General features: G+C 61.2%; 14 protein-coding genes and 1 pseudogene. 8 read left to right on the top strand and 7 right to left on the bottom strand.

What is annotated here, in order from left to right; all coding sequences use genetic code 11:
- Positions 1–461 precede the first annotated feature (461 nt).
- The 5 genes from ACUY3D_RS10890 (at position 462) to ACUY3D_RS10910 (ending at position 3,337) form a co-directional block, all read left to right on the top strand.
- Positions 462–620 carry a BRO family protein gene (locus tag ACUY3D_RS10890; RefSeq protein WP_284847572.1) on the top strand — a complete coding sequence of 53 codons (159 nt, stop codon included), beginning with the start codon at positions 462–464 and terminating at the stop codon, positions 618–620.
- 159 nt (positions 621–779) lie between these two features.
- A complete protein-coding gene (locus ACUY3D_RS10895; RefSeq protein ID WP_448241112.1) occupies positions 780–2,114 on the top strand; it encodes a DUF445 domain-containing protein in 1,335 nt (444 codons plus the stop codon).
- Between the two features lie 15 nt (positions 2,115–2,129).
- Positions 2,130–2,582: a CGLAU_01105 family protein gene (locus ACUY3D_RS10900; RefSeq protein ID WP_070521169.1), complete on the top strand. Its 453-nt coding sequence runs from the start codon at positions 2,130–2,132 to the stop codon at positions 2,580–2,582.
- Between the two features lie 3 nt (positions 2,583–2,585).
- Positions 2,586–2,876, top strand: coding sequence for a DUF2516 family protein (locus ACUY3D_RS10905; RefSeq protein WP_070561538.1), 291 nt, complete (start codon positions 2,586–2,588; stop codon positions 2,874–2,876).
- On the top strand, positions 2,876–3,337 hold the full coding sequence (locus ACUY3D_RS10910; RefSeq protein ID WP_070708052.1) for a deoxyribose-phosphate aldolase: 462 nt from the start codon (positions 2,876–2,878) through the stop codon (positions 3,335–3,337). The genes ACUY3D_RS10905 and ACUY3D_RS10910 overlap by 1 nt, the downstream gene beginning before the upstream one ends.
- 3 nt (positions 3,338–3,340) lie before the next feature.
- On the opposite strand, the gene ACUY3D_RS10915 is transcribed toward ACUY3D_RS10910, so the two are convergent.
- From ACUY3D_RS10915 to ACUY3D_RS10925, 3 genes are read right to left on the bottom strand one after another with little or no spacing between them, the layout of a single operon-like run.
- Entirely contained in the window at positions 3,341–4,141 is an 801-nt protein-coding gene (locus ACUY3D_RS10915) for an LmeA family phospholipid-binding protein (RefSeq protein ID WP_070624577.1), read from the bottom strand.
- Positions 4,142–4,164: 23 nt separating this feature from the next.
- Positions 4,165–4,974 (bottom strand): class I SAM-dependent methyltransferase, encoded by an 810-nt coding sequence (locus ACUY3D_RS10920; RefSeq protein ID WP_070708055.1) that lies wholly within the window; start codon positions 4,972–4,974, stop codon positions 4,165–4,167.
- A 27-nt stretch (positions 4,975–5,001) separates the two neighbouring features.
- Complete coding sequence (locus ACUY3D_RS10925) at positions 5,002–5,493, bottom strand: DUF2505 domain-containing protein (RefSeq protein ID WP_070521152.1); 492 nt, start codon at positions 5,491–5,493, stop codon at positions 5,002–5,004.
- Positions 5,494–5,517: 24 nt separating this feature from the next.
- Here ACUY3D_RS10925 and ACUY3D_RS10930 point away from each other — a divergent pair, with 24 nt between their 5' ends.
- Positions 5,518–6,633: a UDP-N-acetylmuramate dehydrogenase gene (locus tag ACUY3D_RS10930; protein ID WP_448241113.1), complete on the top strand. Its 1,116-nt coding sequence runs from the start codon at positions 5,518–5,520 to the stop codon at positions 6,631–6,633.
- Between the two features lie 15 nt (positions 6,634–6,648).
- Here the strand turns inward: ACUY3D_RS10930 and ACUY3D_RS10935 are convergent, their stop codons facing one another.
- A complete protein-coding gene (locus ACUY3D_RS10935; RefSeq protein WP_070521145.1) occupies positions 6,649–7,125 on the bottom strand; it encodes an S-ribosylhomocysteine lyase in 477 nt (158 codons plus the stop codon).
- Positions 7,126–7,209: 84 nt separating this feature from the next.
- On the opposite strand from ACUY3D_RS10935, the gene ACUY3D_RS10940 reads away from it, so the two are divergent.
- Positions 7,210–8,394 carry a YihY/virulence factor BrkB family protein gene (locus tag ACUY3D_RS10940; protein ID WP_448241114.1) on the top strand — a complete coding sequence of 395 codons (1,185 nt, stop codon included), beginning with the start codon at positions 7,210–7,212 and terminating at the stop codon, positions 8,392–8,394.
- A 75-nt stretch (positions 8,395–8,469) separates the two neighbouring features.
- Here the strand turns inward: ACUY3D_RS10940 and ACUY3D_RS10945 are convergent, their stop codons facing one another.
- Together ACUY3D_RS10945 and ACUY3D_RS10950 are read right to left on the bottom strand one after the other, a co-directional pair.
- Positions 8,470–8,673 carry a hypothetical protein gene (locus ACUY3D_RS10945; RefSeq protein WP_070686580.1) on the bottom strand — a complete coding sequence of 68 codons (204 nt, stop codon included), beginning with the start codon at positions 8,671–8,673 and terminating at the stop codon, positions 8,470–8,472.
- A 164-nt stretch (positions 8,674–8,837) separates the two neighbouring features.
- Positions 8,838–9,440 (bottom strand): annotated as a pseudogene (locus ACUY3D_RS10950) (hypothetical protein); the annotation flags it as partial.
- Positions 9,441–9,987: 547 nt separating this feature from the next.
- Here ACUY3D_RS10950 and ACUY3D_RS10955 point away from each other — a divergent pair.
- Complete coding sequence (locus tag ACUY3D_RS10955) at positions 9,988–11,148, top strand: RtcB family protein (RefSeq protein ID WP_448241115.1); 1,161 nt, start codon at positions 9,988–9,990, stop codon at positions 11,146–11,148.
- 137 nt (positions 11,149–11,285) lie between these two features.
- Here ACUY3D_RS10955 and ACUY3D_RS10960 read toward each other — a convergent pair whose 3' ends face one another.
- Positions 11,286–12,563 (bottom strand): Fic family protein, encoded by a 1,278-nt coding sequence (locus ACUY3D_RS10960; protein WP_070561553.1) that lies wholly within the window; start codon positions 12,561–12,563, stop codon positions 11,286–11,288.
- Between the last annotated feature and the right edge of the window lie 224 nt (positions 12,564–12,787).

The raw sequence follows: 12,787 nt of genomic DNA on the forward strand, positions 1-12,787 counted from the left end.
TCGACACTGCCTACAACCACTCTATGGGAATACGCAAAGGTCACATACGCTAAACCCCAACCCCCACCAACACAATCTGTCGTTTAACTCGACACGCCGGAAAACAACACGTTTTGTCGTTTAGGCCCTGCTTCACCTGCTCCACGCGCACCCCTGTTTGACACAAAAACGAAGACCGGCCCTGGACTCCCACCGAGGCGGGCAGCGGAACCGGTCATGTTGATTACAAGGCTACTTGGTTGATGACGCCGAAGCAAGAGCACGGGGCACGGGGCCATCGGTTCGTTCACACACCAGTGTGCCCTCTGACCCGTCCGGATTTGTCGGTGCTCGGGGGCGTATGGGGCGAGAGCCTTCCTCACACCGTGTCCGGTTTCGGTGCCTGCCGTGCCTGACAGGTGAGAGCCTGGCGTATCCCGCGCCCGCGATTGTCTACCCGGCTCTCGGAAAAGGAGTCGGTCATGGCTACCGCGCTACATGTGTTAACCAACCACGAGTTCGGTACGATCCGAACCATTACCTCGGGCGGGCAGGTCCTGTTCTACGGCAAGGACGTGGCAACCACCCTCGGCTACGCCAACACGAAAGATGCCCTGGTGCGTCACTGCAAGGGGGCGTGAATCACGGAACCACAAACGGGCTCTCGGCAGGCTGGCGTTCATAAAGCTAGGAGTCGATCTTAGTGTTGGTGGCTATCGAATGTGTCCGGTACGCCCACTAATGTTGATTAATGGATTCACTATTCCCCATCATTACGCAGACCCAAGGAGAACCAACCCATGACGCACCGCGCGGACGCAAGGCTTGAGCCGGCTCAGGAAACGTCGGCGGCGCAGACGTCGTTTGTGCCGCAGCCAGGAAATCAGGAGACGCGCCGGGCGGACTTGCGCCGCTGGAAGGCGATTGCGCTGTCCTTCCTGATTGGTGCGGCGGTGATCTTTTTGGGGTGCTCGTGGTGGCAGGCGTCGGCAAGCGGGGCTCCCGTCTGGGTGGGCTACGTGCGCGCGGCGGCGGAGGCAGGAATGGTCGGTGGATTGGCGGACTGGTTCGCCGTGACCGCGCTGTTCCGCCGGCCGATGGGGCTGCCCATCCCGCACACCGCGCTCATCCCCAACAACAAGGACCGCGTGGGTGATGCGCTCAAGGATTTCGTGGAGGAGAACTTCCTCACCGCGGATGCGCTCAGCGCCAAGGTGCGGGAGGCGGAGCTACCGCTGTGGCTGGCGCGCCAGGGCGTGGAGCCTGGGCGGGCGGAGGAGGTCTCCGCGTGGATTGGTGAGCGCGCCGCCAGCGTGGTCGCGGACCTAGACCCGGCGGAGGCAGAGCAATTCATCCGCACCCAGGTCATGGACCGTCTGGCAGAACCCGAGTGGGGCCCGCCGCTGGGCCGTCTGTTGGAGGGCTATATCGCGGAAGGCAAGGCGCGGCCGTTGGAAGATGACCTCATTGACTGGGCGCACGGAAAGATCCTCGGCATGGAATCCACGGTGGTCACCGCCATCGATGAGCGCATGCCCGGCTGGGCGCCGCGCTTTGCCCGCGAGATGGTGGGGGAGAAGGTCTACGCCGAGCTCGTGGAGTTCGCCGATGAGGTCCGCCGCAACGGCAACCACGAGGCCCGCCTGGCCATTCGCCGCAACCTGTCCAAGTTGTCCTCGGACCTGCAGTGGGATGAAGATATGCGCGGGCGCATCGAGGGAATCAAGCAGGAAATGCTGACTTCCGATCAGGCGCAGAAGGCCCCGGCGGCAATGTGGGCGACGGTCTCCTCCACGCTCATTGAACAGCTCACCGACCCGGAGTCCTTCCTGCGCCAGAAGATGACCGCCAAGGTGAAAGAATTGGCGCACCGCCTGCTGGAAGATTCGGAGTTCCTGGCCCAGGCCAATGCGTTCGTGGACAAGGCCGCGCGCTACGCGGTGGAGAAGTTCGCACCGGAGATCATCGCGATTATCCCGGAGACCATTAAGCGCTGGGATGCCCAGGAGGCCTCCGAGAATATCGAGCTCATGGTGGGCAAGGACCTGCAGTTCATTCGCCTCAACGGCACGGTCGTGGGTGCACTGGCTGGGTTGGTTATCTACACTGTTAATCATCTGCTTTTTGGCGTCTAACAAGGAGTGACGACCATGTCCGTATTTGACTCAATCAAGAATGCCGGTTCCTCTGCTTTTGATGTGGCCAAGGATTTTGGTGGCCGTTTCAAGGAAGAGCGCCAGAACCAGGCCCAGAACGCGCAGGCGGAACGCATTGCCCGCGCCGCTGATGCGGCGGGCATGGGTGATGGCACCGCGAAGGAAGAGTCCTTCTTTGACCGCGTGACCTCCACGGCCAAGAACATCGGGGAGTCTGTGTCCTCCGCTGCACGCGAGACCCGCAATTCGGAGTCCTTCGTGAAGGCTCGTGAGGATTTCAACACCGCCTTCAATGAGACCCGTGAGGGAGTTCAGGGCGCTATCAACAACGCCAAGGAGCAGCGCGCGGCGGGTCAGCAGCCGCAGGAGCCGCAGAGCCCGCGCAACCCCTATGCAGCAAAGCCGAACGACGATGTCATCGACGGCGAAGTCGTTGACGAGAATTAATTAATGCACACTTTTCTAAATATTATTTCGTCGATACCGCAGTACATTTTTATGGCGGTATCCCTTTTTGCCCTCATCGGTGCCGTCCTAGCGGCGATGACGCGGGAGGATGCCTTCCGCGCCGGTGACCGCCAGAACAAATGGGTATGGGTCGGGCTGCTCGTCGGTTCCGCCCTGGTGATGAACCTGCCGCTGTATTTTGTCAGCTGGATTGGCGCCATCATCACCGGCGTGTACTGGTTTGATGTGCGCCCGCAGCTCAAGGCCATCATCAACGGCGATTATTCCTACTAATGCTGAACCTGCTTGAGGCCTCCCTGGAGGAGGTGCGGACCCAATCCGCGGGGCAGCAGCGAGTGCTTGTCTCCCCGCACCATGTGCTTGCCGCCGAGGGCGCCGAGCACGTCATTGCCGTTGCCGGCTATCCCACTGGGCGCCACCACTCTTTGGTTAAGGCGGCGGAGGCGCGGCTGGCCGTGCAATCAGGCGCCGCAGAGGTGTGGGTTGCGGTGGATGCACTGCTTGGCGACGCCACCTCGCTCCTCTCCGAGCTCGTCACCCTCCGCGAGGCCTGCCCGCTGCCCGTGCGTTTAGGGCTCATTCTTCCCGAAGACTCGCGATTGCCGCTTAAAGAAATAGCCCGCCTGGCGGAGCAGGCGGGCTATCAATCCCTTGTTGATCCGGGGTCCGTCGTTTCAGACGACGAAGACCTAGACACGCAGCTCACCGTAGAGAGCCTGCGCCCTAATTCTTAAGCCTTAGTTGGCCGGTGCCGATTCCGGTGCTGGCGCCGTGGCGGAATCGAGCTCGCTCATCGGGACGTCGTGGCCAATGAGGGTCAGCGTGAGCTCGCCGGCGCCGACGTCCACGGATTCAAAGGTGAGCTTTTGCCCCGCGAGTTGTTCCTCCATGCCTTCGGCCAAGGCATTCGAAATCGCGGAGGTTGCCTGCTCCGGCAGGTCGAAGCCGAAGAGCGATGCTTCCTTCGCATCGATGGCGAGCTTGCCGTCGCGAGCCTCCGGCTTGAGCGAGAGCGTGGCCAGACCACCGGCGAATTCCACCTCGAGGTCATCCTCAGCATCGTTGGCGGTAATTGCGGTCACCACGAGGTTGCCCAAGGCGTCATAGCCGGACTGCTCAGCAATGGCCTTCTGGAAGCTGGCAAGCAGGAACTGATCCGGGACCGTCGTCGAGGCCCGCAGAGTGCCCGCGACCGGCTCCTGGGACAGCGTCATGTCTTCGACGTGGACATCCGCAGCCGGTTGGCCAGCGATGTTGGTGCCATCAATCTTCAGCGTGGACGGGGTCTTCATATCCATCTGCGGAATCTTGCCGTTGAGCATGCCAAAGACCATGGGGCTAGCACCGAAGCTCACCTCCGGTTCCTCGGAGGTCTCCACGCCCTGCTCCTTGGCGGACTGGGTAAATTGGCTCTTCATCTGTGAACCCAAGAACCAGCGCAGGCCGAGCTCAGCTACCAAGATGATGAGCAGGAGTACCACGAGTACGCCAATGAAGATTTTCCAGGCCGTCGAGGCGGAAGATTTAGAAGAAGCCATGACTACTAGTGTGGCGCACCGGCTTAAAGATGGCCAACTACCAGGTTCCAATCCACTGTGAGCACGTTATCCCGCAGGCGGCGGTGTACCGGATGGATGGGAACTGTCTGCCGGAGTTCTTCGCGCGCCATGCGCCAGCGCACCCGCGGGCCATAAGGAGACCAGCCGGCGGCGCGGTCCCAGGCGGCGTCGGCCGCCTGCAAGAGCTCGTGGATCGGCTCGCCCGGCACGTTGCGGTGGATGAGGATCTTGGGCAGGCGCTCCGCGATATCGCTGGGGCGGGCAACGTCGAAGGGATCCCAGGCGAGGGTTAGGGTGCGTGGGCCGGAGGCGTCGAGAAGCACCCAGGCCGCCCTGCGCCCCAGCTCGTCGCAGGTTCCCTCCACGAAGAAGCCGCCCGGTGCCAAGCGCGAGGTCACCGTCTCCCAGGCCTTCTCTACCTGGTCCACGTCATACTGGCGCAGCACGTTGAAGGCCCGCACCAGCTGTGGGTGGTAGCCGGCCAGCTCGAAGCCGCCGAGCTCAAAGGTCACGCCATCGCGCGGCGGCAGCACGCGCTCGGGGGAAATCTCCAAACCCGTCACCCGGGTATGAGGATTAACGCTGCGCAGCCAGCCGGCCCACTCCACCGTGGTGGTGTGGGAGGCGCCGTAGCCGACGTCGAGAGCCAGCGGTTCCTTAGTGGAGCGCAGCAGCGAGGAGATTTCCGGGTGCGCCACCATCCAGCGATCGCAGCGGCGCAGGCGGTTGGGGTTGGTGGTGCCGCGGGTAACAACGCCAAAAGGCCGACCAGCGCTTTCCTGAGCTTTCAGGTTATGCGCGTGATCGGCCATGGCAACAACTGCGTTGTAGAGAGCTGTTTAGAGGTTGTTGGAGATCCACTCTTCGGTGAGCTTGCCCTCGTTGGTGTAGAGCTCCTGCAGAGCCTCAGCGACCTTCGGTTCGATGGCAGCGCCCATCATCGGGATGTTGACGGAAACCTCAGAGACGTAATCCAGAGCGGTGGACTCGCCCTGGCCCTTGTAGGTGATGTCGCCCTTGAAGTCGACCGGGGTGCCCTTGACGTCAGCGGTGAAGGAGACGGACATCTGATCATCGACAACCTCGCCGATGGTCACGGTGCGCTTTTCCTTGAGGTCCTGGGAGACCATGGCACGGACGGCCTCCGGGAGGAGGGAGGTCGGAAGAATCTCGTAGAGCACGGCGGTGTTGCCGGTGAACTCGTGCACGGTGCCCGGTTCCGGGGAGAGCTTGGCCACGATGAAGTCCCAGTACTCCTGGGTGGACAGTGCCTTGTGCACCTTATCGATGGGCTGGTTGATGATCACGGTGTTTTCGCTACGGGTTGACATGAGTTACAGACTACCTTGGTAGACGTGCTAGATAAATTCCTGACCCTCGCTGATATTGACGGAGTCACGCTTGATTCCGAGACCACCTTCGCCGATCTCACGACGCTGCGCATCGGCGGTGCCCCGCTGGTGACGGTGCGGTGCGCCAGCGCTGAGGCTGCCATCGCGGCATTAGCAGTGCTTGACGACGCCTCCCAGGACTACCTCGTCGTCGGCGGTGGCTCCAACCTCGTGGTGGCGGAAGGTCAGCTGGATGTCGTGGTGGTCATCCTCGACTTTGAGGACATCGACGTCTCCGTGGCCAGTGGCCTCGTGCGTGCTGATGCGGGCGCGGTGTGGGATGACGTCGTGGCTTTGTCCGTGGACTGCGGCCTGGGCAGTATTGAGTGCCTTTCCGGGATTCCGGGCAATGCGGGTGCCGTGCCGGTGCAGAATGTCGGCGCCTATGGTGCGGAGACCTCCGACGTCCTCACGCAGGTTTATCTCTACGAGCGCGCTACCCGGACTGCGACGTGGGTGTCGGCCGCGGACCTGGAGCTGGCCTATCGCTACTCCAACCTGAAGTTCACCGGGCGCGGCGTGGTGCTGGCCGTCGAGCTGCAGCTGACTACCGACGGCCTGTCGAGGCCCCTGCGCTTTGGCCAGCTCACCCAGAACCCCGGTGAGCGCCGTCCCGTGGCCGAGGTCCGTGAGGACGTTCTGAAGCTGCGCCGCGGCAAGGGCATGGTGCTCGACCCAGAGGACCACGACACATGGTCGGCCGGTTCCTTCTTCACCAACCCCATCGTCGAGCCCGAGCTTGCCGATTCCATCCAGGAAGCAGTCCGCGCCGCCCGCGGTGACGAGGATGCTGACCGCATGCCCCGCCATGCGGTGCCGTCCACCGCATCTGGAGAAGAAAAGGAAAAGCTCTCCGCCGCCTGGCTCATCGAGCGCGCCGGCTTTGCCAAGGGCTACCCGGGTGAAGAATCGGGTGCGAAGGCAACCTTGTCCACCAAGCACACCCTGGCGCTGACCAACCGCGGTGAGGCCACTGCGGACGATATCGTTGCGCTGGCCCGCGACATCCGCGCCGGGGTTCAGAAGGCCTTCGGCGTGACGCTGGAGCCGGAGCCCATCTGGCTGGGTGTGAGTATTTAAGAAGGACTTGGGTGGCTAGGCCATGACGTTGAGCCACTCTTCCTTGGCCGCGAGGAAGTTGCGTGCGGCCTCCTGTGCACCCTCGAGTGAGTGGTGGGCGCCCCAGCCGCACTGCACCTCGTTGGCGGCGGGAACCTCAGTGGCATTGAGGATGTCATTGAGCGCGCCGTCGACAGCGCGGAGCAGCTCATCCTGCTCCATGCCGTTGGTGATGGCGTAGAAGCCGGTACGGCAGCCCATCGGGGCAAAACCAATGAGCTTGTCGGTGTAGTTGCGCATGAAGTTGGCCATCATGTGCTCGACCGAGTGCAGTGCTTCGGTACCGAGGTGCTCTTTGTTGGGCTGGCAGAAGCGCAGGTCATACTTGATAATCTCGACCCCGCCGCCCAGGTCGGTGCGGTCGGCGACGCGGATATAGGGGGCGGCGACAAGCCGGTGATCGAGTTCGAAGGACTTTACGTTGATCTTGTTCTCAGTGTTCTTCTCAGTCATGCCTCCCCAGTGTAACCACGGCTCTGGCTGTGGCCCGAGTGTCCTTCCCCTGAATGCGGGCTGTGCCGCATACGCTGGTCAGATATGAGCGAAGAGGAGATTGTCGGCAACGCTATTCCGGCCGAAGAGCCAGAGACCATCGTGCCGTTTAAGGGCCCGACCATCCTGGAGGTCCAGGGGCACGATGATGCGCGTGATCCTTTTGCCAAAGGTAACCGCCTGCGCAAGGAGAGCTGGGGCCTGGTCATCCGCCGCACGTGGAATGACTTCTTCCACGATGCCTTCATGGACCGTGCCGCCGGGATGACCTACTTCACCCTTATGGCTTTTGCGCCCACGGTGCTGGCCGCCTATTCCATCGCTACGCTTATCTTCTCCTCCCGTCAAGCGGAAGTAGAGAAGCTGACCTCAGAGCTCATCGAACAGTACGTCCCCGGTTCGCTTTCTGAGCAAGCCCACATGATTGTCGGCACGATTATCGGCTCCAGCGCGCAGGGCACGTTGGCGCTGATCATCTCCCTGGCCATTTCGCTGTTTTCTGCCTCGGCGTATGTGCGGGCCTTCTCGCGGACAGCCAATACCGTGTACGGCCGGGTGGAGGGCCGCGGCATCATCCGCACGTGGGCGCTGATGTGGGGGTTGACAGCAGTCATCGTGGTCGGCGCGGTCATCGTGCTTTTTGCCAACTTGCTGCGTGATGCAGTTCTTAATGAGGGGCTGATTCCGCTTGCACGCAACGTAGGACTAGAAGATGCCGCCACGTACCTGGTGCGAATCTTCCTCCCGGTGTGGAACTGGCTGCGCTTCCCAGTTACCGTGGTTGTGGTTCTCACGCTTATCGCGGTGCTCTATCACTTCAGCCCCAACGTGCGGCCCGGGCGTTTTAGGTGGATTACCTATGGCTCCGTGGTGGCGCTCGTGGGCACGGTCGTGTCCTGGGGATTGGTAGGCCTCTACCTGAAGTATCTTGCTGCGGCCAGCGCTTATGGTGCACTGAGTACCGTCATGGCGGTCTTCGTGGCCACGTGGTTGATGAACACTGTGTTGATCGTCGGCATCAAGATTGATGCGGAGGTACTGCGCGCCAAGGAGCTGCAGCTGGGATTGCACTCCGAGCGTTTCATCCAAGCCCCGCCGCGCGCCGAGAACTCATCCCAAGCCCAGGCCCGCGCCCAGGAGAGCTTGGAGCAGAGGGCGCGTGAGATTTCAGATAATGCGCGGCAGGTACAGGATGAGGCAGCAGAAGAGCCAGAGGAAGAACGCGCCTAGTTGCCAAAACCTTGCCCCCGCGTTGCATGGATCGGCGATAAGTTTGGCAGATAGGGCAGTTGTGAAGCCGGGTGGTTACTGCACAGACTCTTCTGGAACCCGGCGTTGGCCCGCGGCCTTTTCTTGCCTGTGCTTGTTAATCAGTGCCGAGATAAGGAACCCAAACCCCATAACCGTTGTGGCCCTGGTTGACCACTCGTAATCAGCGATGAGCCAACCAGCAAGGGAAATGACGCTGAGTGAGCCGACAGCTGTCATGAGGAATTTTTCAATATCCATGCTTCGTCCTCTGGTTCGTGGAAGTCTCGCAATCAAGTAAACGGTGCCTTATGCGAAAACTATCACGAGGCGAGGGGCGCAGGCAGAAAAAGAAGCCGAGGAGGCCCGTTTCTTTGCGGACGTCCTCGGCTTGTTCTTAGGGCTTGCTGTTAGGGGCTAGGGCCTTAGGCGGAGGGGTAGGTGCCGTCTTCGGTGAGGCGCGCGGAGTCGTCGAGAAGCATGGCAATCTCGGCGGCCTTGGCGTCCTGCGCCGGCAGGCGGCGGCCTTCGATGACCTCGAAGAGCGGGGCACGGCCCAGCATGCCAGCCTCGAAGTGGGCGCGGCCGGCGCGCAGGCGCTGCTCGGCGCGCTCACGCCACTGGGCAGCGGCATCCGCCCCGCGCTGCTGGGACACGGCCTGCTCGAACACGCCTGGGTGGGCGTAGACGATGAGCGCGCTGACATGGCCGAAGCCAAGCGAGGTCAGTGCCGCGGCCTTCACGCTGTGGCCCGCCGCGGCGAGGTCCAGCGGGGAGCGCAGCCACACCAGGTTCGGCGCCTTCGGGGCGATGAGCGGATCGACGCAGTCCAGGGACACGTTCGCCGGGATGCGGTGCGTGCGGAAGACGTCGATGATGCCGCCGGTCTGGAAGAGCGCGGCACCCGCCTTGGAGTGGCCGGTGAGCGTCTTCTGGGAGATGACGAACATCGGCTGGTCCTCATCGCGGCCAATCGCTGGCCACAGCAGGGAGTGCAGCTCGGACTCGTTCGGGTCGTTGGCGCGGGAGATGAAGCGCTCGTCGATGCCGCCGGCGACCACGACGTCGGCCTTGCCCAGTGCACTCTTGCTGCATAACCCAGATAAAGATCCAGCCCACTCTCGACTAGGGCGAGGCGGGCTGAACGATTAAACGAAGCTTGTCACGGCGCACGACACCCCGCCAGACGGACGAACAAATGAGCAGGCAGTGAATGCGGTTGAATGGACGGTGTCAAGTTTTCGTGGTTGGGTGAATTTCCTTGCATCATCAATCGCATGTAGAAATCGCGTAGATCGTGTAGGCTCACACGCAGCACTAACAGCCCGAAAGAAGAAGAACAAGAAAGCATAAAGGAGGCGAACCGCGATGATGACCCATAACAATCAGCCGCTAGGACGCCTCTTTAAGCAACTCTTCTAACAGGCTGACTTGACCATTTCCCGGGAAAGCGGCCCTGCTTATCCCGGACGTTGGTGCCAGCCGCGCGACCCGCGCGCACAACTTATAAGTCAGCCGCCCAAGCAGGCCCTTTCTCACGAACTGCGTTACGCAAACGCAGAGAAAGGCTCTCTTATGCGCCTGCACAACTTCGCCTCCATTGTTGAAGACAAGACGGTGGCGCAGGCACAACTCGTCGCTGACCTGCCCTTCGTCTACCCACATGTGGCGCTCATGCCTGATGCCCACTTTGGCAAGGGCTCCTCGGTCGGCACTGTCTTCGGCACGCTGCGCGCCGTCATCCCGGCGGCCGTCGGCGTGGATATCGGCTGCGGCATGATTGCCGTGCGCACGGGGCTCACCCACGCGGACATCCAGGACTTCGCTCTCGAGGACCTGCGCACCGCGGTCGAAGACTCCATTCCGCTCTCGCCCGGAAACTACAACGGTTGGATCATGGACCCGCGCACCGAGGCCCGCACGCGCGAGCTCTCGCAGCTGGCCCAGGACACTGGCGTGGATCTCGGCCACTCCAAAAACTGGCGTCAGCAGCTGGGCAGCTTGGGCGGCGGTAACCACTTCATTGAGCTCTGCCTCGACGAAGAGGACCGCGTCTGGCTGTTCCTGCATTCTGGCTCGCGCGGCGTGGGCAACAAGATCGCACAGAAGCACATCAAGGCCGCGCAGCGTCACTGCGAGAAGCACTGGATCCAGCTCGCGGACAAGGACCTGGCCTACCTCGTCGAGGGCACGGAAGAGTTCGACTCCTACATTGCGGATCTCCACTGGGCACAGCACTTTGCGCTGCTCAACCGCGATGAGATGATGGACCGTTTCCTCGACTGCGTCGCCACCTGGGCCGGCGCAGACCGGGAGACCCTCGAGCTCGAGCGCATCAACTGCCACCACAACTACACCCAACGTGAGAGCCACTACGGCAAAAATGTGTGGCTCACGCGTAAGGGCGCCATCAAGGCGGACGAAGGCGACCGCGGCCTCATCCCCGGCTCGATGGGCACCACTAGCTACGTCGTGGAAGGCAAGGGCTACCCGCCGGGCATCAAGTCTGCGCCGCACGGCGCGGGTCGCGTCATGTCGCGCACCCAGGCCAAGGCCCGCTTCACCGAGGCGGATCTTGCCGCACGCATGGAAGGCATCGTCTATCGTCCCGGCGCCGAGTTCGTCGATGAGATTCCGGACGCCTACAAGGACATCGACCGCGTGATGGCTGATGCCGCCCAGCTCGTTGAGGTCAAGCACACCCTGCGCCAGATCCTCAACGTCAAGGGCACCTAACCTGCGTCATGATGAGACCGTCACTTTTAGTGACGGTCTCTTTTGAGCTTTCCGATGCCCCCTCCTGCAGCGTCGCATCAGCACGACGCTTTGCCTTATGTAAGGAAACGAAGTAGGTGACCACTATTGATTACTGCTTATTTATTGCGAAGGGCTGGAACTGCTCGGTTGGTCGGAGGTGAAAGCCGAGTATTAAACTGCGTCGAAGCGAGTTGGCGTTCAGCATCGTCGACCAACATGAAAACATCGTCAGCGAAGTAACCGAGAAGCCCGCCCGCACCGATGACTTTCTTACGCAGAATGCCAGCCTCGGTGAGTGAATCGAGCGCGTCTCGGGCCGTGCTTGTCGATGAAATCCCCAGCTCGGACTTCACAATGGGCACCGTGACCAAAGGCATGGCAGGAAGCTTCTTGAGCAGTTGGAACTCCGTCGAATTCGATTTCAATGCGCGCTTGCTTCCTTGCGCAGTGCGGTGGTGATTGACCTTGTCCATCCATTCTGCTTCTAGGGCGGCGACGCTATCCGCAAGTTCAGCTGCTTTGGTGGTGGCGACTTGTGCAGCCTCGACGAAGAAAGAGATCCATGCCAGCACGTCACCCTCGCGGAATTTCGTGAGTCCGTCGACGTAACGGTCACCGAGCGTTGCCAGAACCATACTGACGGGGAGAACCGCAGCATCGGTGAGCCCTCTGCGCTGCAAAAGCGCGTGAATCATGGCTCGTCCCACGCGCCCGTTCCCATCCGGGAATGGGTGGATGGTCTCGAACTGGGCATGAACGAGCGCTGCTTGAACGAGCGCGGCGTGGTCTGCCCCGTTGAAGTATTCAATGAGATCGTCGAGGAGTCTTGGGACTTCTACAGGAGGCGGGGGGACAAAAGCCGCACCGATGGGGTGATAGTCAGACCCGCCAATCCAGTTTTGAGTAGTACGTACTCCTTGTAAAGGCTTTTCTGCAACGAGTGCAGTCTGCATTGCAACAATGTCATCCAGGACCAGCTCGTCTTTGTAAGCCAAGTCTGCATTGATGGTGTCGAGGATGGCGACATTGCGGGCGACAGCTGTTGCGGATTCTTTGAAACCCCGAATTCCGGAATCTGATTCACGCGCGAGGATCGCCATGGCTACTTTGTCGGAGTTGGGAGCGATTCCCTCGATCCGGGAGGAAGCGACGGCCTCAGAACGGAGCAGGAGTCGCGCAACTCCTTCAAGCGAGTGGGTATTGTCTCTCATCCCAAGATTGTGAATCTCCCGCTCGATGCGAACGATACGTCGCGAGAGCTCGGACGGAAGCTTCAACGACATACCTGCGAGGGGATCGGGAACAAAAGCATAATACTTCCCGCCTTGCTTGGCGCGTCGAGAAAGACCGCTGCCATCAGCAGGGATCCATTCCAATTCGACTGTCTTTGCCACAGCTGACTCCTCTCATGCGCTCGACGCACTGGGGATATGACTTATCCCGGTAGATCGATATCTTAGTTTACCGGGATAGTAGTTATCCCGGTGGACTGCGAGCGCAATGCGCCGGATAACTCTTATCGTGAGTCACTGCTTTGTTAAAGACGCTTGATACGGTTCTATGCTTCGTATGCCAGTGGATGCGTGGAAAAGATTAACGGAGTTGAGAAGCAAAAGTT

This window comes from Corynebacterium guaraldiae (genome assembly GCF_053480195.1).